The organism is Variovorax frigidus, assembly GCF_051216515.1.
GTDB lineage: Bacteria > Pseudomonadota > Gammaproteobacteria > Burkholderiales > Burkholderiaceae_C > Variovorax.
Genome location: NZ_JBPJZF010000006.1, coordinates 55,324 through 81,903, shown reverse-complemented (window position 1 = coordinate 81,903; position 26,580 = coordinate 55,324). Strand labels below are relative to the sequence as shown.

The 26,580-nt window shown below is 70.9% G+C and carries 12 protein-coding genes; 9 read left to right on the top strand and 3 right to left on the bottom strand.

Features of this window, described 5'->3' with window-relative positions:
* Window positions 1-859: 859 nt before the first annotated feature.
* The 5 genes from ACSFBC_RS18485 to ACSFBC_RS18465 all read left to right on the top strand — a co-directional run bounded on the left by ACSFBC_RS18485 (window position 860) and on the right by ACSFBC_RS18465 (window position 18,402).
* Window positions 860-4,108, top strand: a complete 3,249-nt coding sequence (locus ACSFBC_RS18485; RefSeq protein ID WP_435511813.1) for an autotransporter outer membrane beta-barrel domain-containing protein — start codon at window positions 860-862, stop codon at window positions 4,106-4,108.
* A gap of 93 nt (window positions 4,109-4,201) precedes the next feature.
* Window positions 4,202-11,605, top strand: a complete 7,404-nt coding sequence (locus ACSFBC_RS18480; RefSeq protein ID WP_435511812.1) for an amino acid adenylation domain-containing protein — start codon at window positions 4,202-4,204, stop codon at window positions 11,603-11,605.
* Window positions 11,602-16,581 carry an amino acid adenylation domain-containing protein gene (locus tag ACSFBC_RS18475; RefSeq protein ID WP_435511811.1) on the top strand — a complete coding sequence of 1,660 codons (4,980 nt, stop codon included), beginning with the start codon at window positions 11,602-11,604 and terminating at the stop codon, window positions 16,579-16,581. Before ACSFBC_RS18480 ends, ACSFBC_RS18475 begins: the two co-directional genes overlap by 4 nt.
* Complete coding sequence (locus tag ACSFBC_RS18470; RefSeq protein WP_435511810.1) at window positions 16,578-17,390, top strand: alpha/beta fold hydrolase; 813 nt, start codon at window positions 16,578-16,580, stop codon at window positions 17,388-17,390. Before ACSFBC_RS18475 ends, ACSFBC_RS18470 begins: the two co-directional genes overlap by 4 nt.
* Window positions 17,383-18,402, top strand: coding sequence for an alpha/beta hydrolase family protein (locus tag ACSFBC_RS18465; protein WP_435511809.1), 1,020 nt, complete (start codon window positions 17,383-17,385; stop codon window positions 18,400-18,402). The genes ACSFBC_RS18470 and ACSFBC_RS18465 overlap by 8 nt, the downstream gene beginning before the upstream one ends.
* Here ACSFBC_RS18465 and ACSFBC_RS18460 read toward each other — a convergent pair.
* The 3 genes from ACSFBC_RS18460 to ACSFBC_RS18450 all read right to left on the bottom strand — a co-directional run bounded on the left by ACSFBC_RS18460 (window position 18,306) and on the right by ACSFBC_RS18450 (window position 22,691).
* Window positions 18,306-20,090, bottom strand: a complete 1,785-nt coding sequence (locus ACSFBC_RS18460; RefSeq protein ID WP_435511808.1) for an acyl-CoA dehydrogenase C-terminal domain-containing protein — start codon at window positions 20,088-20,090, stop codon at window positions 18,306-18,308. The genes ACSFBC_RS18465 and ACSFBC_RS18460 overlap by 97 nt on opposite strands.
* Before the next feature lie 29 nt (window positions 20,091-20,119).
* Window positions 20,120-21,784: an AMP-binding protein gene (locus ACSFBC_RS18455; RefSeq protein WP_435511807.1), complete on the bottom strand. Its 1,665-nt coding sequence runs from the start codon at window positions 21,782-21,784 to the stop codon at window positions 20,120-20,122.
* 316 nt (window positions 21,785-22,100) lie between these two features.
* Window positions 22,101-22,691, bottom strand: coding sequence for a 2-hydroxychromene-2-carboxylate isomerase (locus tag ACSFBC_RS18450; RefSeq protein WP_435511806.1), 591 nt, complete (start codon window positions 22,689-22,691; stop codon window positions 22,101-22,103).
* A gap of 90 nt (window positions 22,692-22,781) precedes the next feature.
* On the opposite strand from ACSFBC_RS18450, the gene ACSFBC_RS18445 reads away from it, so the two are divergent.
* From ACSFBC_RS18445 to ACSFBC_RS18430, 4 genes are all read left to right on the top strand, one after another.
* Window positions 22,782-23,411, top strand: coding sequence for a TetR/AcrR family transcriptional regulator (locus tag ACSFBC_RS18445; protein WP_435511805.1), 630 nt, complete (start codon window positions 22,782-22,784; stop codon window positions 23,409-23,411).
* A 126-nt stretch (window positions 23,412-23,537) separates the two neighbouring features.
* A complete protein-coding gene (locus ACSFBC_RS18440) occupies window positions 23,538-24,278 on the top strand; it encodes an SDR family oxidoreductase (RefSeq protein ID WP_435511804.1) in 741 nt (246 codons plus the stop codon).
* 26 nt (window positions 24,279-24,304) lie between these two features.
* Window positions 24,305-25,489 carry an acetyl-CoA C-acyltransferase gene (locus ACSFBC_RS18435; protein ID WP_435511803.1) on the top strand — a complete coding sequence of 395 codons (1,185 nt, stop codon included), beginning with the start codon at window positions 24,305-24,307 and terminating at the stop codon, window positions 25,487-25,489.
* 47 nt (window positions 25,490-25,536) lie between these two features.
* Window positions 25,537-26,538, top strand: coding sequence for an NAD(P)H-dependent flavin oxidoreductase (locus ACSFBC_RS18430; protein WP_435511802.1), 1,002 nt, complete (start codon window positions 25,537-25,539; stop codon window positions 26,536-26,538).
* Window positions 26,539-26,580 lie beyond the last annotated feature (42 nt).

Below are 26,580 nucleotides of genomic sequence, written 5' to 3'. Positions count from 1 at the left end.
AGCACCGAGGCCCTGCCGGCAAGCGGCAGTCCTTCGGTGGAAAAAGGCGGCGCCTGGGCGGCGCGCAGGCGGGGGGGGCGGCTCAGCCCGGGGCAGGGCGGATCACGCGAGCGGGGCGATGGACGCCGGGGGTCGGCGTACGGCGTCGCACGCGGCCGGACCGGGGGTCGTCGTCGATCGAGGGCGCGGGCCCCCGGGGGATCGGTGTGTGCATCGCCACCACTCCAGGCGAGCGCGGCCCGCAGGAACGTGCGGGCGCGCTACGGCGCGGGACGGGTGCCCGGCGGTCGATGGTGTGCGCTAAAGGAAGGGAGGCTGACCGCCGGGCTCAGGAATGTGCGAGGGTCTGGTGTGACCCTGCCGTCGGCCCGTCGAATGTGAAGAAGGTCGGTCGGCGCGGCGCGGTCCCTCCGCAGTGGCCGAATCGGCCGCTGAGGTCGGTGGAACGAGGAGGCTGACCTTGCATGGTCGGAAGTCTAGGCCGGCCCTCCGGCCGCTACAACAGAAGCCACACACCCTTTGCCAGATTGACAAACACAAATCGGGGCGCGGCGCCTCTGGGCGCGACCGGCTGCCTTGGCACGCTCGGAAGGTGCGATGGAAGTAACGATCCCGGGACAATTGCGCAAATCCGCGGGGTATGTGTAAGCTTTTGTACTCTTACTAGTCATATTGTTTTAACATTTCATCCACAATTTGCACCAATCAGGTGCGTGAAATGAATATGAAACACACGGCTACACACATTCTTCGCTGCTCGACCCTCGCGTCGCACACCTCGCTCGTCGTTCCGGCGGGCATTCCCTCGACCCGGACCTCCGCGGCTCGCTTCGCCATCCATGCGATCGCCCTCGCTTCGGTGCTGACGATCTCTGTCTGGCCCACGGCCGGCGTGCAGGCGCAGACCACGATTCTTTCCGGCGGCGGCAACGGCAGCCGGGCCGACCGCGATGAAGGCCAGGGCGGCGCCGGCGGGCTGGCCGGCGGTGGCGGCGGTGGCGCCGGTGGCTATTCCACCGACCCCGATCCCGGGCTGGGTGGCAACGGCGGCGCGGGTGCGCAGGCCGGGACGCCCGCGCAAGCCGGCACGGCGGGCGGCAGCAACAGCGTCGCCAGCGGCGCGAGCGGCGGTGCAGCCGGCGGATCCGACCTGAGTGCCGGTGGCGGCGGTGGCGGCGGCGGCGCGTTCTCCACCTCCAACGGCAGCCCGGGCGGCGCTGGCGGCGCTGGCACCGTGGACGCCGGCGCGTCCGTGACGCTGACCGGCGACCTCGCCGGCACGGCCGGCGCGAACCCCCCCACGCCCATCGTCTACTCGGGCGGCGGCGGCGGCGGCGGCGGCGGGCTGGTCGTGACGGCCGCGGGCGCGACCGTCGACACGGCCGGCCATGCCGTCACCGGCGGCGCGGGCGGTTCGACCCTGTGGGACGGCGCAGGCGGCGGCGGCGCAGGCCTGGCACTGGTCAACGGCGGCAGCATCGTGAACGCCACCGGCCGCATCGTCGGCGGCGCGGGCGGCAACGGTTACAACGGTGCCGAAGGCGGCACCAGCGTCTTCCTCTACCAGGGTGGCAGCCTGAGCAACGGCGCCAGTGGACAGTTGACGGGCGGCGCAGGCGGCACCGGCGGCATCACGGCCGACGGCCATGAATCCGGTCGCGGCGGCAAGGGCGGCGACGCGGTGCGCAGCAACGGCGGCCAGATCATCAACGCCGGCACGGCGCAGGGCGGCGTGGGCGGCGTGGCCACGGAGGCCGGCAACGGCGGCAACGGCATCGTCGCAAGCGGTGCGGCCACCGTGACCAACACGGCCACGGGCCAGATCCTCGGCGGCGCCGGTGGTGCCGTCGGCGGCATCGAAACCACCTCGGTGGCGGGCCGGGGCGGCAGCGGCGTGGTGCTGCTGGACGCCGGTGCCACGGTGGTCAACGACGGCACGGTGAGCGGCGGCAACGCCGGTGCCGCAGCCGTGGGCACGGGCGCCGCGGGCGCGGTCGGCATCGTGGGTTCGGCCGCGGGCGGCAACACGGTGATCAACGCGGGCCGCATTTCGGGCAGCCTCGACAGCAGCGGTGCCGTGCGCGCCAACGCGGTCGCGTTCCAGGGCTCGGGCAACCGGCTCGAACTGCGCGCCGGTGGTGTCTTCGACGGCAACGCCGTCGCGGCCCCGGGCGGCAGCAACAACACGCTGGCGCTGGGCGGCGACGCCACCGCGACCTCCTTCGACGTCGGCACCATCGGCACCGCCTTCCAGGGCTTCGACAGCTTCCACAAGAGCGGCACCAGCGTCTGGACGCTGACCGGCGCGCAGGCCGGCGTGACACCCTGGACCGTCGACGCCGGTGTGCTCGCGCTGACCGACAACGCCAACCTGGGCGCCGCCTCCGGCATCCTCACGCTGAACGACGGCACGCTGCGGCTGGCAGCCGACGGCCTGCAGATCGCGAACGCGGTCACGCTGGGCACGGGCCAGCCCACGGTCGACACCGGCGCCTTCACCGGCACGCTGGCCGGCGCCATCGGCGGCAGCGGCTCGCTGACCAAGGTCGGCACCGGCACGCTGGTGCTGACCGCGGCCAACACCTACGGCGGTGCCACCACGGTCAGCCAGGGCACGCTGCGTGCAGGCGCGGCCAACACCCTGAGCGCCGCCTCGGCCCACACCGTGGCCGCAGGCGCCACGCTCGACGCAGGCGGCTTCAACCAGACCGTGGCGTCGCTCAACAACGCGGGCACCGTCTCGCTGCTGAGCAGCGCACCGGGCACCACCCTGACGGTGAACGGCAACTACGTCGGCAACGGCGGCGTGCTGCGCCTGGGCACCGCACTGGGCGACAGCGGCAGCGCGACCGACCGCCTGCTGCTCAATGGCGGCAGCGCCAGCGGCAACACCACGGTCCAGATCACCAACCTGGGCGGCCTGGGCGCGCAGACCACGGGCAACGGCATCGAAGTCGTGGCCGCGCGCAACGGCGCCACCTCGACCGCCAACGCCTTCGCACTGGCCAACGGCCACGTCGACGCGGGCGCCTACGCCTACACGCTGCACGGCGCCGACCAGAGCTGGTACCTGCGCTCGGAAACCGACGTGGTGACTCCTGGCGCGCCGGTCACCCCCGGTGCGCCGGTCACGCCGCCGGCCACCGTGCCGACCTACCGCAGCGAAGTTCCGCTGTTCGCCGCACTGCCGCAGCAACTGCGCCAGGCCGACCTGGCCATGCTGGGCAACCTGCACCAGCGCATCGGCGACGAGCCGGTCGCGGGCGCGCCGGCCGCCAACGGCCCGCGCAACGCCTGGGGCCGCGTGATCTCCAGCGACATCGACGTGCGCCAGCAAGGCACGGTGTCCCCCGCGAGCAAGGGCCGCGTCGACGGCTTCCAGGTCGGCACCGACCTGTTCGCCGACGCCAACTGGCACGCCGGCCTCTATGTCGGCCAGCTCGACGGCGACGTGCGCACCAGCGGCTTCGCCAACGGCGTCTGGGGCGGCGTGGGCAGCAACGACCTGCGCGCGCGCTACCTCGGCCTCTACGCGACCTGGACCAACGGCAGCGGCTTCTACGCCGACGCCGTGCTGCAGGCCGGCGACCACCGCTACACGCTGCGTCCGCAAGGCAACCCCTCGGTCACGGGCAAGGGCGACAGCCTGCTGGCCTCGATCGAGGTCGGTCAGTCCTTCGCGCTGGGCCAGGGCTGGACGATCGAGCCGCAGCTGCAGCTGATCCACCAGCGCGTGGACCTCGACGACGTCGTGATCTCCGGTGCGCGCGTCCAGCAGGATGCGGACAACGGCTGGATCGCCCGTGCGGGCGTGCGCGTCAAGGGCGAGATGAGCACCTCGCTCGGCGCGCTGCAGCCCTATGGCCGGATCAACCTCTACCGCGCCTCCAGCGGCACGGACATCGCGCGCTTCATCGGCCCCGCGGCGACCACCGACATCGCGACGCGCACCGGCGGCAGCTGGGGCGAAGTGGCCGGCGGCGCGACACTGGCACTGAACACGACCTGGAGCGTCTACGGCGAAATCGGTCGGCTTTTTGCGATGGGCGGTGACGCTCGCGTGAAGAGTGGCGTACAAGGATCGCTGGGCCTCAAGGCCCGCTGGTAACCGGACACCGCTCATGAACCCCCGTCAACAACCCATGAAAAACGGCGTTGGCTTGTTCTTCGTTCCCAGCATGCGACCGCCGCCCCCACAGCCATGACCACTCTGCCCGACTCCGCATCCTCCGACATGCTCGCACCCTCGACCCACGCGCTCGCACCTCCGCTGCCGCAAGGGTCGGCGGGGGAGCGCTCAGCGCGGATGACGGCGGTGTCGGGCGTCCTCGAGTTGCCACGCACCGCGGCGCCTTCGGCTGCCGACGGTGCCGGCGTCGTGCGGTGGTCGCTCGATGCGGAAACGGCCCTCGACCTGCAGGCTTTCGCGCTCGAGCGCGGCACGTCGCTCCAGACCCTGTGCCTCGCGGCCTGGGGCGCGGTGCTGGCGCGGCTGAGCACGCAGGACGCTTTCCTGCTGGCGGCAGCTCTGGACACGCGCGCACCGGACGACGCGCGACTTCTCCTGATCGATCTGCACGGCGAACCGAGCGCGCACGAAATGCTCGTGCGCATCGACGCCGAACAGGCCTCCCCTTTTCTTCCGGCCGTTGCGGGCGCACCGCGCGCCTGCGCCGGCCTGCGCTTCGGCGCGACGACGCCGCTGCCTGCGCTGGACCTGTCGCTGGCCTGCGCTCTGTGCGCCGACGGCACGCTCGAGGGCGTGCTGCACTTCGACGGCGCGCTGTTCGACCGCGCCGCGGCCGAACGCTGGGCCGGCTATGTGCAGACGGCGCTGGCCGCCTTGCCGGCGCACGCCGACCACGCCCTGGCCGCGGTGCCGATGATCGGCGCGGCCGAACAGAAACTGCTGCAGGGCTTCAACGCCACCGAAGCCGACTGGCCTTCCACGCTGTGCGTGCATGACCGGGTCCAGGCCCAGGCCTGCCGCACGCCCGATGCCGAGGCCGTGCGCTTCGGCAACGACGTGCTGCGCTACGCCGAACTCGATCGCGAGGCCGATCGCCTCGCGCACCGGCTGCGTGCGTTGGGCGTCGGCCCCGACGTGCCGGTGGCGCTTTACGTCGAACGCAGCCTGGCCATGGTGGTCGGGCTGCTGGCCGTGCTCAAGGCCGGCGGCGCCTACGTGCCGCTGGACCCCAGCCATCCGCCCGAACGCACCGCGGTGATCCTGGCCGGCGCGAAGCCGCAGGTGATTCTTTCGCAGACCGCGCTGCGCGCCGCACTGCCGGTCGATGCGACCCCGGTGCTGCTGCTCGATGCGCTGCCCGCGCATGACGAGGGCCACGATGCGCCTGCCGCCGACGTGCGGCCGCATCACCTGGCCTACGTGATCTACACCTCGGGCTCGACCGGCACGCCCAAGGGCGTGGCCATGCCGCACCGCGGCCTGGTCAACCTGCTGCACTGGCAGTTCGACCATCCGGCGGTGCCGCAGCCGCAACGCACGCTGCAGTTCGCGGCGCTGGGCTTCGACGTCGCCTTCCAGGAAATCTTCGCCACGCTGAGTGCCGGCGGCACGCTGGTGCTGATCGACGAGAGCGTGCGCCGCGATCCGCAGGCGCTGGTCGCGGTGCTGCGCGCGCAGCGCGTGCAGCGCTTGTTCCTGCCCTTCATCGCCTTGCAGAACGTCGCCGAGTACGCGGTCGCAGCGAACGAATCGCTGCCCGATCTGCAGGACGTGATGACCGCCGGCGAGCAACTGCATGCCAGCCCCGCGGTGCGTGCGTTCTTCACGCGCCACCCCGGCTGCCGGCTGCACAACCAGTACGGCCCGACCGAGAGCCACGTGGTCACCGCGCTGCAGCTGGCGGCCGATCCGGCGCAATGGGCGGCGCTGCCGTCGATCGGCCGGCCCATCGCCAACAACCGCATCCACGTGCTCGATCGCCACGGCCGCAGCGCACCGCTCGGCGTGCCGGGCGAGATCCACATCGGCGGCGTCGGCGTGGCGCAGGGCTACCTGCACCGGCCCGAACTCACGGCCGAGCGCTTCGTCGTCGATCCGTTCAGCGCCGACCCCGACGCGCGCCTCTACAAGACCGGCGACATCGGCCGCTGGCGCGCCGACGGTGAGATCGACTACCTGGGCCGCAACGACCACCAGGTCAAGGTGCGCGGCTTCCGCGTCGAGCTGGGCGAGATCGAGAGCGCGTTGCTCACGCACCCTGCGGTGCGCGAGGCCGCGGTGCTCGCGCGCCATGACGGCGGCGGCGACGCCCGCCTGGTGGCCTACCTCACGGCCCAGCCCGGCAGTGCGCCGAGCGCCGAAGACCTGCGCACGCACCTCAAGGCCACGCTGCCGCCGTACATGGTGCCCGCGCTGTTCGTGACGCTCGAGGCGCTGCCGCGTTCGCCCAACGGCAAGATCGACCGCCGCGGCCTGCCCGAGCCACTGGCCCAGCGCCCCGAGATGGCCGAGCCCTATGAAGAGGGCCGCACCGACACCGAGCGCCGCGTGTGCGCCGCGTTTGCGCGCGCGCTGGGCATCGACCTGGCGGGCCGCCTCGACAATTTCTTCGACCTGGGCGGCGATTCGCTGCGCGTGCTCAAGGTGCTGGCCGACCTGCAGGCCGGCAGCACGCGGCGCCTGTCGACCAACCTGTTCTTCCAGAATCCCACGCCGCAGGCCATCGCACGCGAACTCGACGGCGTGGCGACGCCCGAGCCCGAACGCCTGCGTTCGACGGCGGGCGATGCGCAGCAGGAGCCCATCGCGCTGGTCGGCATGGCCGGCCGCTTCCCCGGCGCCGCCGACGTCGAGCAGTTCTGGGCCCACCTGCTCGAAGGCCGCGACACCATTCGTTTCTTCGACGACGCCACGCTCGACGCCGGCGTGAGCGCCGCGCTGCGGGCCGACCCGAGCTACGTGCGCGCCCGCGGCGTGCTCGACGATGTCGACCAGTTCGACGCCGCCTTCTTCGGCATCAACCCCAAGGAAGCGACGCTGATGGACCCGCAGCAGCGGCTGTTCCTCGAGATCTGCTGGGAATGCATGGAGCGCGCGGGCTATGCGCCCGACCAGCAGCAGCGCCCGGTCGGCGTCTATGCCGGCATGCACAACGCGACCTACTTCCAGCGCCACGTGATGCCGCGCCCCGACCTGATCGACACGGTCGGCGAGTTCGCCGTGATGCTGGGCAACGAGAAGGACTACCTCGCCACGCGCGTGGCCAACCGGCTCAACCTCACCGGCCCGGCGATCAGCCTCAACACCGCCTGCTCGACCTCGCTGGTCGCGATGGCGCAGGCCTTCCACGCGCTGCGCTCGGGCCAGTGCGACATGGCGCTGGCCGGTGGCATCGCGATCACCTGCCCGCCGAACAGCGGCTACCTCTACCAGGAAGGCGCGATGTTCTCGCCCGACGGCCACACGCGCAGCTTCGACGCCCAGGCACAGGGCACGGTGTTCAGCGACGGCGCGGCGGTGGTGATGCTCAAGCGCCTGTCCGATGCGCAGGCCGACGGCGACACCATCTACGCGCTGCTGCGCGGCGTGGGCGTGAACAACGACGGCGCCGTCAAGGCCAGCTTCACCGCGCCCAGCGTGGACGGCCAGGCCGCCGTGGTGTCGATGGCGCTGGCCTCGGCCGGCGTCGACGCGCGCAGCATCTCCTACGTCGAGGCGCACGGCACGGCCACGCCGATGGGCGATCCGGTCGAGGTCGCGGCCCTGGCCCGCGCCTATGCGCGCCACACGGCCGACAGCGGCTTCTGCGCGATCGGCTCGGTCAAGAGCAACATCGGCCACACGCTGATGGCGGCCGGCGCGGCCGGCGTGATCAAGACCGCGCTGGCGCTGCATGAACAACAGTTGCCGGCCTCGCTGCACTTCAGCGCGGCCAACCCGGCCATCGATTTCGACGGCACGCCCTTCCGCGTGAACGCGCAACGCTCGGCCTGGCCGCGCGAAGCCGGTGCGCCGCGCCGCGCGGGCGTCTCTTCGTTCGGCGTGGGCGGCACCAACGCGCACGTGATCCTCGAAGAGGCGCCGCTCGCCTTGCCCTCGGAGCCCGTGGCCGGCCCGCAGCTGATCACGCTCTCGGCCCGCACGCCGGCCGCGCTCTCCCGCATGGCCGCGCAACTGGCCGACCATCTCGAAGCCGCGCCCGCGCTCAACCTGGGCGATGTGGCCCACACGCTGCGTGTCGGCCGCAAGGCCTTCGGCCAGCGGCTGGCGCTGGTGGCCGACGGCACGGCCGAGGCCGTCGAGCTGCTGCGCGCTGCCGACACGCCGTACAAGGTCGTCGGCGCGATCGCGCCGCGTGCGCACGAGCAGGTGTGGCTGTTCCCCGGCCAGGGCGCGCAGTACGCGGGCATGGGCCGCACGCTCTATGTGCACGACGAGGCCTTCCGCGCCGCCATGGACGATTGCTTCGCGGCCTTCGCCGACGTGCTGCCCTTCGACCTGCGCGAGCGCATGTTCTCGGACGATGCCGACGCGCTGCGCCCGACCTCGGCCACGCAGCCCGCGACCTTCGCGCTCGAGTACGCACTGGGCGCGCGCCTGCTGGCCTTCGGCCTGCGCCCCGCGGCCATGATCGGCCACAGCGTGGGCGAGTTCGCGGCCGCGGTGCTGGCCAACGTGATGTCGCTGGCCGACGCGGCGCAACTGGTCGCACAGCGCGGCGCGCTGATGCAGGCGCTGCCCGCGGGTCAGATGCTGTCGGTGCGGCTGTCGGCGGCGCAGGTGCAGCCCTACCTCGGCGCGGCGTTGTCGCTCGCGGCCGAGAACGGCCCCACGGCCAGCGTGGTCGCCGGCCCCTTCGAAGCCATCGCCGCGCTGCAGGTCCGGCTCGAGGCCGACGGCGTGGCCGCGCGCCTGCTCGAGACCTCGCACGCCTTCCACTCGGCCATGATGGCGCCAGCGCTCGCGCCCTTCGAGGCGCTGGTGCGCGGCGTGACGCTCCAAGCGCCGCAGCGCACCATCGTCTCGACGCTGACCGGCCGCGTGCTCACGGCCGACGAGGCCACCGATCCCGCCTACTGGGCGCGCCACCTGCGCGAGACCGTGCGCTTCTCGCCGGCGGTGCACGAGGTGCTGGCCCGCTTCACGCAGCCGCTGTTCATCGAGCTCGGCCCGCGCAACACCCTCTGCACGCTGGTGCGCCAGCACGCCACGCGCGAGCGCCCGGCGCCCGCAGCCTGTGCGCTGCTCGGTGCGGCGCCGGCCGACGAGCTGGTCGCACACCGCCTCGCACTCGGCCGGCTCTGGACGATCGGCCTCACGCCCGACCTGCAACAGCTCGACACGCGCAGCCGCAAGGCCCGCGTGCGGCTGCCGACCTACCCCTTCGAACGCAAGCGCCACTGGGTCGACATCGCGTCGCCGGTGGCTGCCGTCGCCGTGCCCGTTGTCGCCACCGCCGTCGCCGTTCCTTCTTCCCTTTCCATCGCCCCGACTTTGGAGTCGCCCATGCCCACCACCTCCCCCGCCCGACGCCCCGCCCTCCACGCCAAGCTGCGCGAACTCTTCGAAGACATCTCCGGCACGCCGATGGCCGATGCCGACGGCGCGACCACCTTCATCGACCAGGGCCTCGACTCGCTGGTGCTTACCCAGGCCGCGCTGCAGGTCAAGAAGCACTTCAAGGTCAACATCAGCTTCCGCCAGCTGATGGAGGGCTGCCGCAGCTTCGACCTGCTGGCCGCGCACCTCGACGAGACGCTGCCGCCCGAGCCGGCCGCTGCGGTTGTGCCCGTCGCCGCGCCCGTGCCACAGGCCGCTCCGGCGGCCGTGGCCGCGCCGCTCGCCAGCGCGACCTTGCCGGCGGCCGTGCAGGCCTTCGCACCGATGGCCATGAATGCCGACGCGCCGATGCTCCAGCAGGTCATCGCCCAGCAGATGCAACTGATGCAGCAGCAGCTCGCGCTGCTGGCCGGCACCGGCACCGTGGCCGCCGCGGCCCAGCCCGCAGCGGTCGCAGCGACGGCACCCGTGGCCGTGCCCGCCGCACCGGCCGCACCCGCCGAGCCGCCGCTCGTGGGCGGCGGCGTGCCCTACGACGTCAAGAAAGCCTTCGGCGCGATCGCGCGCATTCACACCACGCCCAACCGCGAGATCACCGGCCGTCAGCAGGCCCGGCTCGATGCCTTCGTGCGCCGCTATGTCGAACGCACGCGCAACAGCAAGGACTTCACCGCGAAGAACCGTGGCCACATGGCCGACCCGCGCGTGGTCAACGGCTTCCGCCCCGCCACCAAGGAGATCACCTACCAGATCGTGGTCGACCGCTCCAAGGGCTCGCGCGTCTGGGACATCGACGGCCACGAGTACGTCGACACGCTCAACGGCTTCGGCATGAACATGTTCGGCTGGCAGCCGGACTTCCTCAACGACGCGATCCGCAAGCAGCTCGACATCGGCTACGAGATCGGCCCGCAGCATCCGCTCGCGGCCGAGGTCACGCAGCGCATCTGCGAGCTCACCGGCTTCGACCGCGCCGCGCTGTGCAACACCGGCTCCGAGGCCGTGATGGCCGCGCTGCGCATCGCCCGCACCCACACCGGCCGCAGCACCGTCGTGCTGTTCAGCGGCTCCTACCACGGCACCTTCGACGAGGTGCTGGTGCGCGCCGGCCGCGGTGCGCGCGGCATCCCGGCCACGCCGGGCGTGATGAGCGGCATGTTCGGCGACGTGCGCGTGCTCGACTACGGCACGCCCGAATCGCTGGCCTTCATCCGCGAACACGCCGACGAACTGGCCGCGGTGCTGATCGAGCCGGTGCAGAGCCGCCGGCCCGACTTCCAGCCCAGGGAGTTCCTGCAGGAAGTGCGCAGCATCACCGAGAAGAGCGGCACCTGCATGATCTTCGACGAGGTCATCACGGGCTTCCGCACCCATCCGGGCGGCGCGCAGGCGCTGTTCGGCGTGCGCGGCGACCTGGCCACCTACGGCAAGGTGATCGGCGGCGGCATGCCCATCGGCGCGATCGCGGGCAAGCGCGAGTACATGGACGCGCTCGACGGCGGCGCCTGGAACTACGGCGACGATTCGATTCCCACCGTCGGCGTGACCTATTTCGCCGGCACCTTCGTGCGGCACCCGCTCACGCTGGCCGCGGCCAAGGCCGCGCTCGACCACCTGCATGCGTCCGGCGGCGCGCTGCAGACGCAGCTCAACCTGCACACCGCGGCCATGGCCGACGAGCTCACGGCTTTCTGCCGCGAGGTCGGCGCGCCGCTGGAGATCCGCTACTTCGGCTCGCTCTGGCGCGTGAGCTGGCTCGAGGACCATCCGCTGCAGGACCTGCTGTTCGCGATGATGCGCAGCCGCGGCGTGCACATCCTCGACAACTTCCCCTGCTTCATGACGACGGCCCACACACCGGCGGACATCGCCCTGCTCAAGTCGGCCTTCAAGGAGTCGATTGCCGAGATGCAGGAAGCCGAATTCCTGCCGGGCGGCGCCCCCGCGGCCCGTCGCTTCGACGCCGCGAAGCCGCCCGTGCCCAATGCCCGCCTCGGACGCGACAAGGACGGCCAGCCCGCATGGTTCGTGCCCGACGCCGCACAGCCGGGGAAATTCCGTAGGATCGACGCATGACGTCTTCGCTCGACACCGCCGGCACCCCGGACCTCCACGACAGTCTGGGCCAGGAGTTCGACCCCTTCGCGTTCGGCGCGATCGCCCGCGTGATCCCCAGCACCGAGGCGCAGCGCGAAGTCTGGCTGGCGCACCAGCTGGGCAGCGAGGCTTCGCTGGCTTACAACGAATCGGTCGACCTGAGACTCGACGGCCCGCTGGACCCCGCCGCGCTCCAGGCGGCGCTGGCGGCGCTGGTGGCGCGTCACGATGCCTTGCGCGCCAGCTTCTCGCTCGACGGCACCGAGCTGATCGTGGTCGAGGCCGGCGCATTCGCCTTGGCGCAGCACGACCTGAGCCGGCTGGGCGTCGAAGCCCGCGAGCAGGCGATGGCCGATGCCCATGCCGAGGCGGTCGAGACCCCGTTCGACCTCGAGCGCGGTCCGCTGCTGCGCGCCGCGCTGTACCGCCACACGCCGACGCACCACGTGCTGCTGCTCACCGCCCATCACACGGTGTGCGACGGTTGGTCGTGGGGCGTGATCGCCGACGAACTCGGCCAGCTCTATGCCGAGCAGACCGGCCAGGGCCCGGCGCTCGAAGCCGCCCCCAGCTACGAGGACTATGCGAACTGGGCGCGTGACGAGGCCGAGACGCCGGCCGCGCGCGCGCAGCTCGCCTACTGGCTGGGCCGCTACCCCGATGCCACGCTGCCCACGCTCGAGTTGCCGCTGGACCGGGCCCGCCCGGCACGCCGGCGCTTCGACTCGCGTCGTCTCGACGTGCTGCTGCCGGCCGCATTGGTCGAGGCTGCGCGACAGCAGGGCGCACGGGCCGGCGTGAGCCTGTTCGCCACGCTGTTCAGCCTGTTCGCGGCGCTCATGCACCGGCTGTCGCTGCAGGACGATCTGGTCATCGGCGTGCCGGTGGCCGGCCAGGCCGCGAGCGACATGCCACGGTTGGTGGGCCACTGCGTGAACCTGCTGCCGGTGCGCGTCGCGGTCGAAGCCTCGCAGCCGGTCGAGACGCTGCTCAAGACGGTCGGCGGCACGCTGCTCGATGCCTTCGAGCACCAGACGCTGACCTACGGCGCGCTGCTCAAGAAGCTGCCGGTGGCGCGCGACCCGAGCCGGCCGTCGCTGGTGAGCGTGATGTTCAACCTCGACCGCGCCTCGGCCTCGCCGGGCGGTACCTTCCCCGGCCTGCGGAGCACGCTGACCGGCAACCCGCGCCACTTCGAGAATTTCGAGCTGTTCCTCAACGCGGTACCCGTGGCCGACGGCCTGATGCTCGAGCTGCAGTACAACACCGCGCTGTTCGACGAGTGCACCGTGCAGCGCTGGCTGGCGCTGTACACCGAGGCGCTGGAGCGGCTGACGCGCACGCCCGGGGCGAGCGTGGCCGAGGCGCTGGCCTGCAGCGCACAGGACGTGGCGCTGCTGCAGTCCTTCAACGCCACCGCGGCGCCGTTCGATGCGCAGGTGCGCATCGACGCACTCTTCGCGCGCCAGGCCGAGGCCACGCCCGAGGCGATCGCAGTGCGTGCCGGCGGCGTGTCGCTGAGCTACCGTGAACTCGACCGGCGGGCCAACGGCCTGGCCGCCGCGCTGCAGGCGCAGGGCATCGGCCCGGGCGACCTGGTCGGTCTGTGCTGCGGCCGCAATGCGCACATGCTGGTCGCGCTGGCGGGCATCCTCAAGTCGGGCGCGGGCTATGTGCCGCTGGACCCGGCCTTCCCGCGCGAGCGGCTCGAATTCATGATCGGCGATGCGCAGTTGCGCGTGGCCGTCACCGATGCCGACACCGACGGCGCCGCACCGCTGCAGGCGCTGGCGCGCGTGCGTGCCGACGAGGTGGCGCCGGACGATGTGGCGCCCGCCCACACCGGCGACGCCGAAGGCGTGGCCTACGTGATCTACACCTCGGGTTCCACCGGCCGCCCCAAGGGCGTGCGGGTGCCGCACCGCAGCGTGGTGAACCTGCTGACCAGCCTGTGCAGCGTGCCCGGCATCGACGCGCAGCGCCGCGTGCTGGCCGTGACCACGCTGTCCTTCGACATCGCGGTGTCCGAGGTGATCCTGCCGCTGACCGTGGGCGCCTGCATCGTGGTCGCCGACAAGACCCAGGCGATGCAGGGCGACCGCCTGCGCGCGCTGATCGAGACCGAGGAAGTCGACTTCGTCGACGCCACGCCCTCGACCTGGCGCATCCTGCTCGACGCGGGCTGGCCGGGCCGGCGCGACCTGCTGGCCATCTGCACCGGCGAGCCGCTGCCGGGCGACCTGGCGCGACAGCTGCTGCCGATGGTGGGCGAGCTCTGGAACGGCTACGGCCCGACCGAGACCACCGTGTGGTCGAGCTTCCACCGCGTGCTGCAGGCCGACGGCGTGATCCCGATCGGCCGGCCGCTGGCCAACACCCAGTTCCATGTGCTTGACGCCGCGATGCGCCCGCTGCCCGTGGGCGTGACCGGCGAGCTCTACATCGGCGGTGCCGGCGTGACGCTGGGCTACCTGAATCGGCCCGAACTCACCGACCAGCGCTTCGTGCCCGTGCCGGGTGCGCCGGAGGGCACGGCGCGCTGGTACCGCACCGGCGACCTGGGCCGCTGGCGTGCCGACGGCGTGCTCGAATGCCTGGGCCGTGCCGACGACCAGGTCAAGGTGCGCGGCTACCGCATCGAACTCGGCGAGATCGAATCGAACCTTGCGCGCCACGCGGGCGTGGACCGTGCGCTGGTGGTCACGCGCGAGGACGCGCCGGGCGACGTGCGCATCGTGGCCTACGTGGTGCCGCGCGGCCCCATGCCCGAGGCCGCGGCGCTGCGCCAGCACCTGGCCGCCTTCCTGCCCGAGTACATGCTGCCGCAGCACTTCGTGGCGCTGGTGGCATTGCCGCTGCTGCCCAACGGCAAGGTCAATCGCCAGGCGCTGCCGGCCCCGCAGAGCGCGGTCGCCGCGCGCAGCGACGCCGCCGTGCCGCCGCGCGACGCGCTCGAACAGCAGATCCTCACGGTCATGGAGCAGACGCTGAGCCTGCCGGGCCTGGGCATCCACGACGACTTCTTCGCCCTGGGCGGCCATTCGCTGCTGGCCGCGCGCCTGACGGCCCGGCTCGGCCGCGATCTGCAGCTCAAGCTGCCGATGTCGATGCTGTTCGAGGCGCCGACCGCCGAGCGCATCGCGCAGGCCGTGCGCCGCCTGCGCGGCGAGGGCCAGTCCGAAGCGCAGGCGCCGATCGTGGCGCTGCGCGACCGCCGCAGTGCGCCGCTCACGCCGATGCAGGAGCGCATTCTTTTCCTCGAGGAGCTGCACCCCGGTCGGCCGGTCTACAACGCGCCTTCGGGCCACCGCTTCCTCGGGCCGCTGGACATCGAAAAGTTCCGCGCAGCCTTGCACGAGATGGTGCAGCGCCACGGCGCGCTGCGCACGGCCGTGGGTCGCGACGAGACCGGCGCGCCGGTCCAGACCATCGCGGCGCAGGTCGACTTCGAGGTGCCGCTGATCGACCTGAGCGCATTGCCCGAGGCCGAGCGCGAAGCCGAACTCATGCGGCGCATGCAGCAGCTGGCGGACCAGCCGCTGGACATCCGCCAAGCGCCGCTGTTCCACATGGCGCTCTACCGCATGGGGCCCGAAGATCACGGCTTCATGTTCGTGCCGCATCACCTGGTCTGGGACGGCTGGTCCTTCGACATCTACCAGGCCGAGCTGTCGGCGCTCTACGGCGCGCGGGTGAGCGGGCGGCCGCATGCGCTGCCCGAGCCGCCGGTCGCGATGGGCGACTACGCGCAGTGGTATGCCGACTGGATGAAGCAGCCCGACTTCGCGCGGCAGCTCGACTTCTGGAAGCAGCGCTTCGCGCGCATGCCCGCACCGCGCGCGGCGCGCACCGACATGCCGCGCAAGGCCGGCATGTCCGGCAACGGCGGCGTGAACTGGATCCATATCGATCCGGTCGCCACCCAGCGCCTGCGCGAGGTGGCGCGCGCGCACGACGTCACGCTCAGCATGCTGACGCTGGGCGCCTACGTGCTGATGATGAGCAGCGCGATCGACAGCCCCTCGGTGGTGATCGCCACGCCGGTGCGCGGACGCGAGGCGCCCGAGCTGGAGTCGGTGATGGGCTTCTTCAACAACGTGCTGCCGCTGCCCTTCCAGGTCGACGCCGGCCAGGACTTCGGCGCCTTCATCCGCTACGTGAAGCAGGAGCTGGTCGCGGTGATGCGCTACCAGCAGGTGCCGTTCGAGCGCATGGCGACCGAGCCCGAGTTCGTGCGCCTGGCCCAGGGTGCAGGCTTGTACCAGGGGCTGTTCTCGTTCCAGGATGCGCGCGAGCGCCCGCACGATTTCGGGGGGCTCACGCACAAGCAGGTGCACCTGCTGCAGCGCGGCGCCACCGACGACCTGGGGCTGTGGCTGCTGGAGAAGCCGCAGGGCCTCGAAGGCCCGATCGCCTACAACGCCGACATCTACCTGCCCGAGACGGGGACCGCGTTCCGCGACCGCTTCGTCGAGATCCTGCGGACCATCGCCGACCGACCGGACGTGCCGCTGGCCGAACTGCTCGCGCCGGCCGACTCGGCCAGTGCGCGCCTCCTGCGTCGCCTGTCCTCGTCCGCGGAGGCGCCGCGGAACGAGCGCGCACCGAACGCCGCGAAGCCGCCATCGGCCTCGCCCCTGCTGCCGGAACAGGCGCAGTTGGCCCAGGTCTGGGCCCAGGTGCTGAACATCGATGTCGAGGACATCCGCGCCGGCGACAACTTCTTCGACCTGGGCGGCGATTCGCTGCTGGCCATGCGTGTGGTGCAGCAGTCGGAGCAGAGCCTCGGCATGCGCATCGAACCGCGCCGCTACATGTTCGAGAGCCTGGCGCAGCTGGCGGCCACCGAGACCGAAGCCGCGGCCGAAACCGAGGCCGGGGCCGAGGTCTCTGCGGAGCCACCGCGCGGCGGGCTGTTGAACCGCATGTTCTCGGGCTGGGGACGCAAGCCATGACGCCCCTGATGTTCGGTCCCCCGTCGCGGCGACTGTTCGGCCTGTTCCATGCGGCGGACAGCGCGCGGGTGTCCGACACCGCGGTGCTGCTGTGCCCGCCCATGGGCCACGAGGCCCTGCGCAGCCATCGCTTCTACCGTCTGCTCGCACTGCGGCTGGCGCGTGCGGGCATGCCGGTCCTGCGCTTCGATCCTTACGGCACCGGCGACTCGCCGGGCGACGACGAGGACGGCGAGCTCGACGGCTGGCGCCGCGACATCGCGTCGGCGCACCGCGAACTCGCGGCCCGCTCGGGCGCATCCCGCATCGTGTGGTTCGGCGCCCGCATCGGTGCCACGCTGGCCCTGCAGGCCGCGTCGATGGCCGACCCGTGCATCGCGCGGCTGGTGCTCTGGGAGCCGGTGCTCGACGGGAAGGCGTACCTCGAGGACCTGCGCGAAAGACATGTGAGAGAACTCGAACTCAGCCATTCGCTGCCCGATCCCGGCTGGCGCCGCAGCTTGCGCGAGGACCCGAAGGCCTTCAGCGACGAAGCCTTCGGCTTCGCGTTGTCGCCGGTCTTGCGGGCACAGGTCGCAGCGCTGACACCCCCCCCGGGACGGGTCCTGAGCGAGAGCGTCGAACTCGTCATCATCGCCAAACCCGAGGATTCGCGCACACGCCAGTGGGTGGCCGCGCAGGCGGGCCGCGGCACGGTGCGTCACGTGCCGCTCGCGCACCCCCTCATCTGGACCAGCAACCCTTCCCCCGGCAACGAGATGGTGCCGGCCGAGGCCCTGCAACGCGTGACGGCAGAAATCCATGAGTGACTTCTCTGAAGCCCCGGTGCTCTTCGGCTCCGACGACCATCTGTTCGGTCTGCTCACCCGACCGCAAGGCCTGACGGGGCAGATGGGCGACATCGGCTGCCTGGTGCTCAACACGGGCGTGAACCATCGCATCGGTCCGCACCGGATCAACGTGAAGGCGGCGCGCCGCCTGGCCGGCGCCGGCCTGCCGGCCCTGCGTTTCGATCTCTCGGGCATCGGCGACAGCGTGGCGGCCCAGGGCCGCAACGGCTACCGCGCACAGGCGCTGGAGGACATGAAGGCCGCCATGGACTACCTGTCGCAGCGCCACGGGCTGCGCCGTTTCCTGGTGTTCGGCATCTGTTCGGGGGCCGAGAACGGCCTGGCGCTGGCGTTGACCGACCCGCGCGTGATCGGCCTGCTGTCCTTCGATGGCGAGATCTACATGACCCGCACCGTGCGGCTGGAGCGCAAGCTGCGCCGCATGGCGGCTTTTCCGCGCAATGCGGCGGTGCGTGCGAGCTATCCCTGGTGGCGCGACCTGGTCGGCTGGTTCGGCGACGGCGATGCCACGGCGCGCGCGCGCGCCCTGGGCCGGTTGAGCGCGCTGCTGCCCCACCGGACCGCACCGGCGTCCGCCGGTGGCTTCCTGGGCGGAGGCGAGGGGAAGGCCTTCTCGGCCGCCGACTACGAGCGCGCGCTGCTGTCGTTGGTCGACCGCGGCGTGGCGCTGTCGCTGATGTACTCGAACACCTACAACGGCTTCGACCGCGACCACAGCATGCTGAGCCAGCTGCGCGGCTCGCGGCTGTTCGGGCAGGTGCAGTACCGTTTCTGGCCGGACATCGACCACACCGCGACCACGCTGGCGATGCAGGCCCAGTTGCTGGACGCGGTCGACAGCTGGGCCCGTAGCGTCGCTTTCGGGCCGGTGGCTCAGAGCCAGGCGACTTCGGGGGCCATGACCACCTCCGGTCCGGCCGAGATGATCGCCGCGAGCGATTGCACCTCGGGCAAGAGCCGCGCGAAGTAGAAGCGCGCCGTGGCGACCTTCGCCGTGTAGATCGCTTCGGCCCCGGGGCCCTGCGACAGGCCGATGTCGGCCATGCGCGCCCACATCCAGGCCAGCGAGACATGGCCGACCAGCCGCAGGAAGGGCGCGGCGGCCGCCCCCGCTTCATCGGGGTTCTTTTCTGCCCGCAGCGAGAGATGGCGTGCGGTGCGCAAGGCCAACGCCGCCGCCTCGCGCAGCGGCGCGCAGAAGGGCTGCATGCCCTCGACGTCGGCCTTTGCATCGGCGAAATCGGTGATCGCCTGCAGGTAGTGCGCGAACTTCGCGGTGCCGTCGGCGAGCACCTTGCGGCCCAGCAGGTCCATTGCCTGCACGCCGTTCGATCCCTCGTACAGCGGAATGATGCGGGCGTCGCGCAGGTGCTGTTCCACGCCGTTGTCGCAGATGTAGCCGTGGCCGCCGAACACCTGCATGGCCATGCTCGTGCATTCCACCGCCAGGTCGCTGCTGAAGGCCTTCACGATCGGCGTGGCGACCGCGAGCATCTCGGCCGCCTCCTGCCGCGCCGCCGGCGATGCGCCGCGGTGCTGCAGATCGATCAGGTGCGAGGCCCACAGCGCATAGGCCCGCGTGCCTTCGACGTACGCCTTCTGCGTGAGCAGCATGCGGCGCACGTCGGCGTGTTCGATGATCGGATCGGCCGGCGCCTCGCGGCGCTGCGCCGACGGTGCGCGCCCCTGTGTCCGGTCTTTCGCATAGGCCAGCGCCTTCTGGTAAGCCGCGTCCATCAGGCCGATCGCGTTGACGCCGACGATGATGCGCGCGTGGTTCATCATCACGAACATCGAAGCCAGGCCCTTGTTCGCCTCGCCCAGCAGCCAGCCCTGGGCGCCGTCGAAGTTCATGGTGCAGGTGGCGTTGCCGTGGATGCCCATCTTGTGCTCGATCGAGCCGCACTGCACCGCATTGCGCGCACCGAGGCCGCCGTCGGCATCGACGATGAACTTCGGCACGATGAACAGCGAGATGCCCTTCACGCCGGGCGGTGCATCGGGCAGGCGCGCGAGCACCAGGTGGACGATGTTCGCGGTCAGGTCCTGCTCACCGCCGGAGATGAAGATCTTGGTGCCGGTGATGGCGTGGCTGCCGTCGAGGCGGGGCACGGCGCGCGTGCGCAGCAGGCCCAGGTCGGTGCCGCTGTGCGGTTCGGTCAGGCACATCGTGCCGGCCCAGGCGCCCGAGGCGATGTGCGGCAGGTAGGTCGCCATCTGCTCGGCCGAGCCGTTGGCCGCGAGGCAGGTGTAGGCCGCGTGCGACATGCCCGGGTAGGCGGCCCAGCCCATGTTGGCGCCGCACAGGACCTCGAACAGCGCGTTGTTCAACACGGTCGGCATGCCCTGGCCGCCATGCGCGGGCTGGCAGGCGAGCGCCGGCCAGCCGGCCTCGACGAACTGGTCGTAGGCCTGTTTGAAGCCCGCCGGCGTGGTCACCACGCCGGGGCTGGGCATCGCGCAGCCCTCACGGTCGCCGACGCCGTTGAGCGGCGCGACGACCTCTTCGGCGAAGGTGCCGGCGGCGTCGAGGATCTGGTCCATCACCTCGGGATCGAAGTCGTCGCCGTCGGCGCCGCCGAGGACGTGGGGCAGGTCCAGCAGTTCGTTCAGGACGAAGCGGATGTCGCGCAGCGGCGCGTGGTAGCTCAGGCTCATGGCGTGGGGTCTCGATGGGAAGGGCGGATTCAGGCCGTGGCGGCGGCCGTCGCGGGCGGGTTGCGCAATTCCTTGCGCAGGATCTTGCCGACCGTGGACTTGGGCAGCGCGGGCACGAAGCTCACGTGCTTGGGCACCTTGTAGGCGGCCAGGTTGTTGCGGCAGTGCGCCTGGATCGCGGCGGCGGTGAGTTCGGGCTGCCGGCTCACCACGAACAGGTGCGGCACCTCTCCCGAGCGTTCGTCGGGCACGCCGATGCAGGCGCACTCGACCACCTCGGCCATCATCGCGACCACGCCCTCGATCTCGTTGGGATAGACGTTGAAGCCCGAGACCAGGATCATGTCCTTCTTGCGGTCGACCACGTACATGAAGCCCTCGGCGTCCATGGTCACGACGTCGCCGGTGCGGAACCAGCCGTCGGCGGTGAAGGCCCTGCGCGTCTCCTCCGGCCGCTTCCAGTAGCCCGCGAACACCTGCGGGCCCTTGATCAGCAGTTCGCCGCGCTCGCCGATCGCGACGGGCTGGTCGCTGTCGTCGACGATCAGCACGTCGGTCGAGGGCACGGCGCAGCCGATGGTGCCGTTGCGGCCCGGCGGGTTGAAGGTCACGCTGGGCGAGGTCTCGGTCAGTCCGTAGGCCTCGGTGATGGCCGGCGCGCCCGCGGCCACCCAGCGCTGCGCGACCGCGCTCTGGATCGACGCCCCGGCGCCCGCCACCAGCCGCGTCCGCGAGAAGTCGACGGCGGACAGTTCGGGGCTCGCGACCAGCGCATTGAACAGCGTGTTGACGCCGATCAGGATCTCGAAGGGCGCGCGTTGCAGCTCCTCGATGAACTTCGGCACGTCGCGCGGGTTCTGCACCAGCCGGTTGTCGGCACCCGCGTCGAGCGCGAAGAAGGCCATGGCCAGCGGATAGACGTGGTACAGCGGCAGCGGCGTCACCATCGACTTGCCCTGCATGGAACCGGCCTGCTCGATCCACAGCCGGATCTGCGCCAGGCTCGCACCGAAGCTCGCATGCGTGAGCACCGCGCCCTTCGAGACGCCCGTGGTGCCGCCCGTGTACTGCAGGAACGCGGGGTCGGCCGGCCGCACCTCGACCGGCGCGAGGCCCGCCTTCGCGCCCCAGGCGATGGCATGTGCCAGGCTCAGCCGGCTCACGCCGAACGGCCCGCTGGCCAGGGCTTCGTTGCCGGCGACGACGCCCGTGGCATCGGTCGACGCGCGCAGGTCGGCGAGCGGCGCGAGCAGGATGTGCTGGACGTCGCAGTCGGTCATGCCGGCCTGCAGTGCGTCGGCCAGGTTCTCCGACACCACCACGCAGCGTGCACCCGCGTCGCGCAACTGGTGCTCGATTTCCCGCGCGGTGTATTGCGGATTCACGGTGACCGCCACCATGCCGGCCTTCAACACACCGGCCAGCGCCACCAGGTAGGCCAGGCAGTTGGGCATCATGAGCGCGACCCGGTCGCCCTTGGCCAGGTCCATGCCCTGCAGGTGGCCGGCCAGGCCGTCCGAGAGCGCGCCGAGTTGCGCGTAGCTCAGCGATTCGCCGAGGCAGGTGGCGGCCGTCGCGTCGCCGTGCGTGCGCACCGCGCGGGCGAGCAGCGTGACCAGCGTCTCGTCGGCTGGGAGCTCGATGTCCGTCGCCATGCCGGGCGGGTACGAGGCATGCCAGATTCGGGGTTCCATTGTCTTGTCTCCTTGTATTTCTGATCGATCGGGTGGCTCGTGCCGGCGCTAGGGCCTGTTCACCCTATTTCCGGGGTCGCGAAGGCCTGCCATGGCGGGCCAATCAAGGCGCGTGACGCTGCGCGTGCTGCCGCACGCGCAAGGAACGCAACGCCGAGTGGCCCGTCATGGCAGGCCTTCCCGAAGGGTTGGCTGAGCCAGGGGCCGTCTGCGGCGTTGCCCGTGCTTGCAAGGCTTCAGCCTTGCTACGCACGTGCGCCTTGCATCCAGCCCCTGGCTCAACCAACGCGATCCCCGGAAATAGTGTGAACAGGCCCTAGGCGAGGGCTTCGCGGATGAAGTCCAGCCGGTCCTGCCCGAAGAACATCTCGGTGCCGACGAAGGTCGTCGGTGCACCGAACACGCCGCGTTTCACGGCCTCTTCTGTGTTGGTGCGCAGCAGCGCCTTGACCTCCGGATCGTTGGCCAGCGCGGTCGCCTCTTCGGCCGTGAAGCCAGCCTCGGCGACGGCCTTGGCCGTGAGCGCGGGCTCGTTGAGGTTCAGCGCGTCGATCCAGAGCGCCTTGAAGACCGACTGCAGCAGCGGCTGGAGGCGTTCCGGGTGCCGCAACTGCGTGCCCGTGACCAGGCGCATCAGGTAGAGCGTGATGATGGGGAAGTGGGGATTGGTCTCGATCGGCACGCCATAGCGCCGCGCGAAGCGCGCGTAGTCGATGCCGGTGTAGCGGCCCTTGGCCGGGATGGTGGCCGGCGAGGCGTTGCCGGTGGCCTGGTAGACGCCGCCCAGCAGCATCGGCCGGTAGACCAGCTTGGCGCCCGCATCGGCGCACAGCTTCGGCAGTTGCGTCCAGGCCAGGTAGGAAGCGGGGCTGCCCACGTCGAAGAAAAACTCGGCTTGCTTGCTCACGGAACACTCCTTAATTGAACGGTCGTTTGTCAAACGCAAGTTATGTTATTGTTTTTTCCTTGTCAACAAGGGAAACACCGGAGTCGACGCATGCGCTACCCCTCTACCCACAAGGAAGAAGTCCGCGAGAAACTGCTCAACAGCAGCCGAGCCATCGCCAAACGCGGTGGCTTCGAGGCGACCGGCGTCGATGCACTGATGGGCGCGATCGGCCTGACGGGCGGCGCGTTCTATGCGCACTTCCCCTCGAAGCGCGCGCTGTTCACCGCGGTGATCGATGAAGAGGTCAAGAACAGCACCGAGATGCTCGCGGGCGACGAGGAGTCGGCCAGCGACCACGTCGCCAGGCGCATCCGCAGCTACCTCAGCACCTACCATGCGCTCAACCCCGAAGAGGGTTGCGTGCTGCCGACGCTGGGCCCCGAGATCGCGCGCGCCGCACCCGAAGTGCGCGAAGCTGTGGAGCGCGGCCTCAAGCAGACGCAGAAGAGCTGGAGCGCGCGCATCGGCGACCCCGATGCGGCCTGGGCGCTGATCGCGCAGTGCGTCGGCGCGCTGGTGCTGGCCCGCGCGGTGGAGAGCGAATCCACGCGCAAGGAAATCCTGGCCTCGAGCCGGCGCTTCCTCGACAAGACCCATGCGCTGGACGGCCCGATGCCGGCGTCCAAGCCGACGCCCAAAGCGGCCGCCAAGCCAGCCGCGAAGCGCGCGCGCGACTGAACGGGCATCCCCCCGGCACGGCGCGCCGCACGCCGCCCTTCGTTCGATCCGCGAAACCGCCATTGACATGGCTTCGCCTTTTGTCTAACGTCCGATTGTCAAACGGTCGTTTTTTAAAGGATGCGTATGCAGTCGAACGAAGAGAAGTCCAAGGTGGCGCTGGTCATCGGTGCAGGTGATTCAACAGGCGGTGCGATCGCCGAACGCTTCGCGCGGGAAGGCTACATCGCCTGCCTCACGCGGCGCTCGGCCGACAAGCTCGAGCCCTTGCTGGAGGGCATCCGCGCCCAGGGCGGCCAGGCCTTCGGCTACGGCAGCGATGCGCGCAAGGAGGAAGAGGTCATCGCCTTGATCGAGCAGGTCGAGGCCGAACACGGCCCGATCGAGGTGCTGGTGTTCAACATCGGCGCCAACGTGCCCTGCAGCATCCTCGAGGAGACTGCGCGCAAGTACTTCAAGATCTGGGAGATGGCCTGCCTGAGCGGCTTCCTGAATGCGCGCGAGGTGGCCAAGCGCATGGTCAAGCGCGGCCGCGGCACGATCCTGTTCACCGGGGCCACCGCCGGCCTGCGCGGCTCCGCGAACTTCGCGGCCTTCGCCGGCGCCAAGCATGCGCTGCGCGCGCTGGCGCAGAGCATGGCGCGCGAACTGGGCCCGATGAACATCCACGTCGCGCATGTCGTGGTCGACGGCGCGATCGACACCGAGTTCATCCGCACCTCCTTCCCCGAGCGCTATGCACTCAAGGAACAGGACGGCATCCTGAACCCCAAGCACATCGCCGAGAACTACTGGTACCTGCACACCCAGCCGCGCGACGCCTGGACCTTCGAGCTCGACCTGCGTCCCTACATGGAACGCTGGTAAGTCCTGCCCTACGGAAAGACCCACCCATGAGAGAAGCCGTCATCGTCTCCACCGCGCGCACCGGCATCGGCCGCGCGTTCAAGGGCGCACTCAACCACATCAAATCGCCCACGCTCACTGGCCATGTGATCGCGCATGCCGTGGACCGCGCGGGCATTGCGGGCGACGAGGTCGACGATGTCGTGATCGGCGCCGTGCTGACCGGTGGCACGGCCGGCATGAACCTCGCGCGGCTCGCCGCGCTCGCCGGGGGCCTGCCGGTCTCCGTGGCCGGCCAGACCATCGACCGCCAGTGCGCTTCGGGCCTGATGGCGATCGCCACCGCGGCCAAGCAGATCACCGGCGACGGCATGGAGATCGTGGTCGCCGGCGGGCAGGAGAACATCTCCGCGGTGCAGAACGACTACACGCGATGGGTGGGCGAGAGCACCGACCCGGCGTTGATCGCGCGCGTGCCGCATGCCTACATGCCGATGCTGCAGACCGCGGAGCGGGTCGCGAGCCGCTACGGCATCTCGCGCGAGGCGCAGGACGCGTTCGCGGCACAGTCGCAGCGCCGCACTGCGCAGGCGCAGCGCGAGGGCCGCTTCGACGCCGAGATCGTGCCGATCACCGCGCAGATGGCCGTGACCGACAAGCAGACCGGCGCCCTCCGCTACGTCGAGGTGACGCTCACCCAGGACGAGGGCAACCGGCCCGAGACCACCGAGGCCAGCCTGGCCGGCCTGAAGACGGTGCTGCCCGACGGCGTGGTGACGGCCGGCAACGCGAGCCAGCTGTCCGACGGCGCCTCGGCCAGCGTGCTGATGGATGCCAGGCTCGCCGAGCGCCGCGGCCTCTCGCCGCTGGGTGTCTACCGCGGCATGTCGGTGGCCGGCTGTGCGCCCGAGGAGATGGGCATCGGCCCGGTGCTGGCCGTGCCCAAGCTGCTCAGGCAGCACGGCCTCGGCGTCGAGGACATCGGCCTGTGGGAGCTCAACGAGGCCTTCGCGAGCCAGGCCCTCTACTGCCAGCGGCAGCTCGACATCGACCCCGCGCGGCTCAACGTGAACGGCGGCGGCATCTCGATCGGCCACCCCTACGGCATGACGGGCGCGCGGCTGGTCGGCCATGCGCTGATCGAAGGCCGACGGCGCGGCATCCGCTACGTCGTCGTCACCATGTGCATCGGCGGCGGCATGGGCGCCGCGGCGCTGTTCGAGGTCGCCTGAACGCGCCCCATTTTTTTCCCACAACCCCGAGACAACGAGGACTTTCCATGAAGACACGCATCACCGAACTGTTCGGCATCGAGCACCCCATCATCCAGGGCGGCATGCACTACGTCGGCTTCGCCGAGCTGGCCGCCGCGGTGTCCAACGCCGGCGGGCTCGGGTTGATCACCGGCCTCACGCAGCGCACGCCCGAGCTGCTGGCCAAGGAGATCGCGCGCTGCCGCGAGATGACCGACAAGCCCTTCGGCGTGAATCTCACCTTCCTGCCGACCTTCTCGGCGCCGCCCTATGCCGAGTACATCGCCGCGATCGCCGAGGGCGGCGTGCGCATCGTCGAGACCGCCGGTCGCAGCCCCGAGGCCTACATGCCCGCGCTCAAGGCAGCGGGTATCAAGGTGATCCACAAGTGCACCTCGGTGCGGCATTCGCTCAAGGCCGAGCAGATCGGCTGCGACGCGGTCAGCGTCGACGGCTTCGAATGCGGTGGCCATCCGGGCGAAGACGACATGCCCAACATGATCCTGCTGCCGCGCGCGGCCGACGAACTCAGGATTCCCTTCGTGGCCTCGGGCGGCATGGCCGATGCGCGCAGCCTGGTCGCCGCACTCGCGATGGGCGCCGAGGGCATCAACATGGGCACGCGCTTCGTCGCGACGCAGGAGGCGCCGGTGCACCAGAACGTCAAGGATGCGATCGTGGCGGCCTCGGAACTCGACACGCGCCTGGTCATGCGCTCGCTGCGCAACACCGAACGCGTGCTCAAGAACGCCGGTGTCGATCGCCTGATGGCGATCGAGCGCGAGAAGGGCGACGCGATCAGGATCGAGGATGTCTACGACCAGGTCGCGGGCGTCTACCCACGGGTCATGGTGAACGGCGAAATGGACGCCGGCGCCTGGAGCTGCGGCATGGTGGTGGGCCTGATCCACGACATTCCGACGGTGAAGGAACTGATCGATCGGATCATGTCGGATGCCGAAGTGCTGATCCGCCAGCGCCTGCAGCGCATGCTTGCGGTGGAGCAGCGCACGGCCGAGCTGGCCTGAGCATCGCGAGGCGCGATCCGCTGTGCAGGCCGGCGGATCGCC

Coding starts and splice junctions, on each gene's coding strand:
- ACSFBC_RS18480 (WP_435511812.1), top strand. CDS start 4,202: ATGACCACTCTGCCCGACTCCGCATCCTCCGACATGCTCGCACCCTCG.
- ACSFBC_RS18475 (WP_435511811.1), top strand. CDS start 11,602: ATGACGTCTTCGCTCGACACCGCCGGCACCCCGGACCTCCACGACAGT.
- ACSFBC_RS18470 (WP_435511810.1), top strand. CDS start 16,578: ATGACGCCCCTGATGTTCGGTCCCCCGTCGCGGCGACTGTTCGGCCTG.
- ACSFBC_RS18465 (WP_435511809.1), top strand. CDS start 17,383: ATGAGTGACTTCTCTGAAGCCCCGGTGCTCTTCGGCTCCGACGACCAT.
- ACSFBC_RS18460 (WP_435511808.1), bottom strand. CDS start 20,090: ATGAGCCTGAGCTACCACGCGCCGCTGCGCGACATCCGCTTCGTCCTG.
- ACSFBC_RS18455 (WP_435511807.1), bottom strand. CDS start 21,784: ATGGAACCCCGAATCTGGCATGCCTCGTACCCGCCCGGCATGGCGACG.
- ACSFBC_RS18445 (WP_435511805.1), top strand. CDS start 22,782: ATGCGCTACCCCTCTACCCACAAGGAAGAAGTCCGCGAGAAACTGCTC.
- ACSFBC_RS18440 (WP_435511804.1), top strand. CDS start 23,538: ATGCAGTCGAACGAAGAGAAGTCCAAGGTGGCGCTGGTCATCGGTGCA.
- ACSFBC_RS18435 (WP_435511803.1), top strand. CDS start 24,305: ATGAGAGAAGCCGTCATCGTCTCCACCGCGCGCACCGGCATCGGCCGC.
- ACSFBC_RS18430 (WP_435511802.1), top strand. CDS start 25,537: ATGAAGACACGCATCACCGAACTGTTCGGCATCGAGCACCCCATCATC.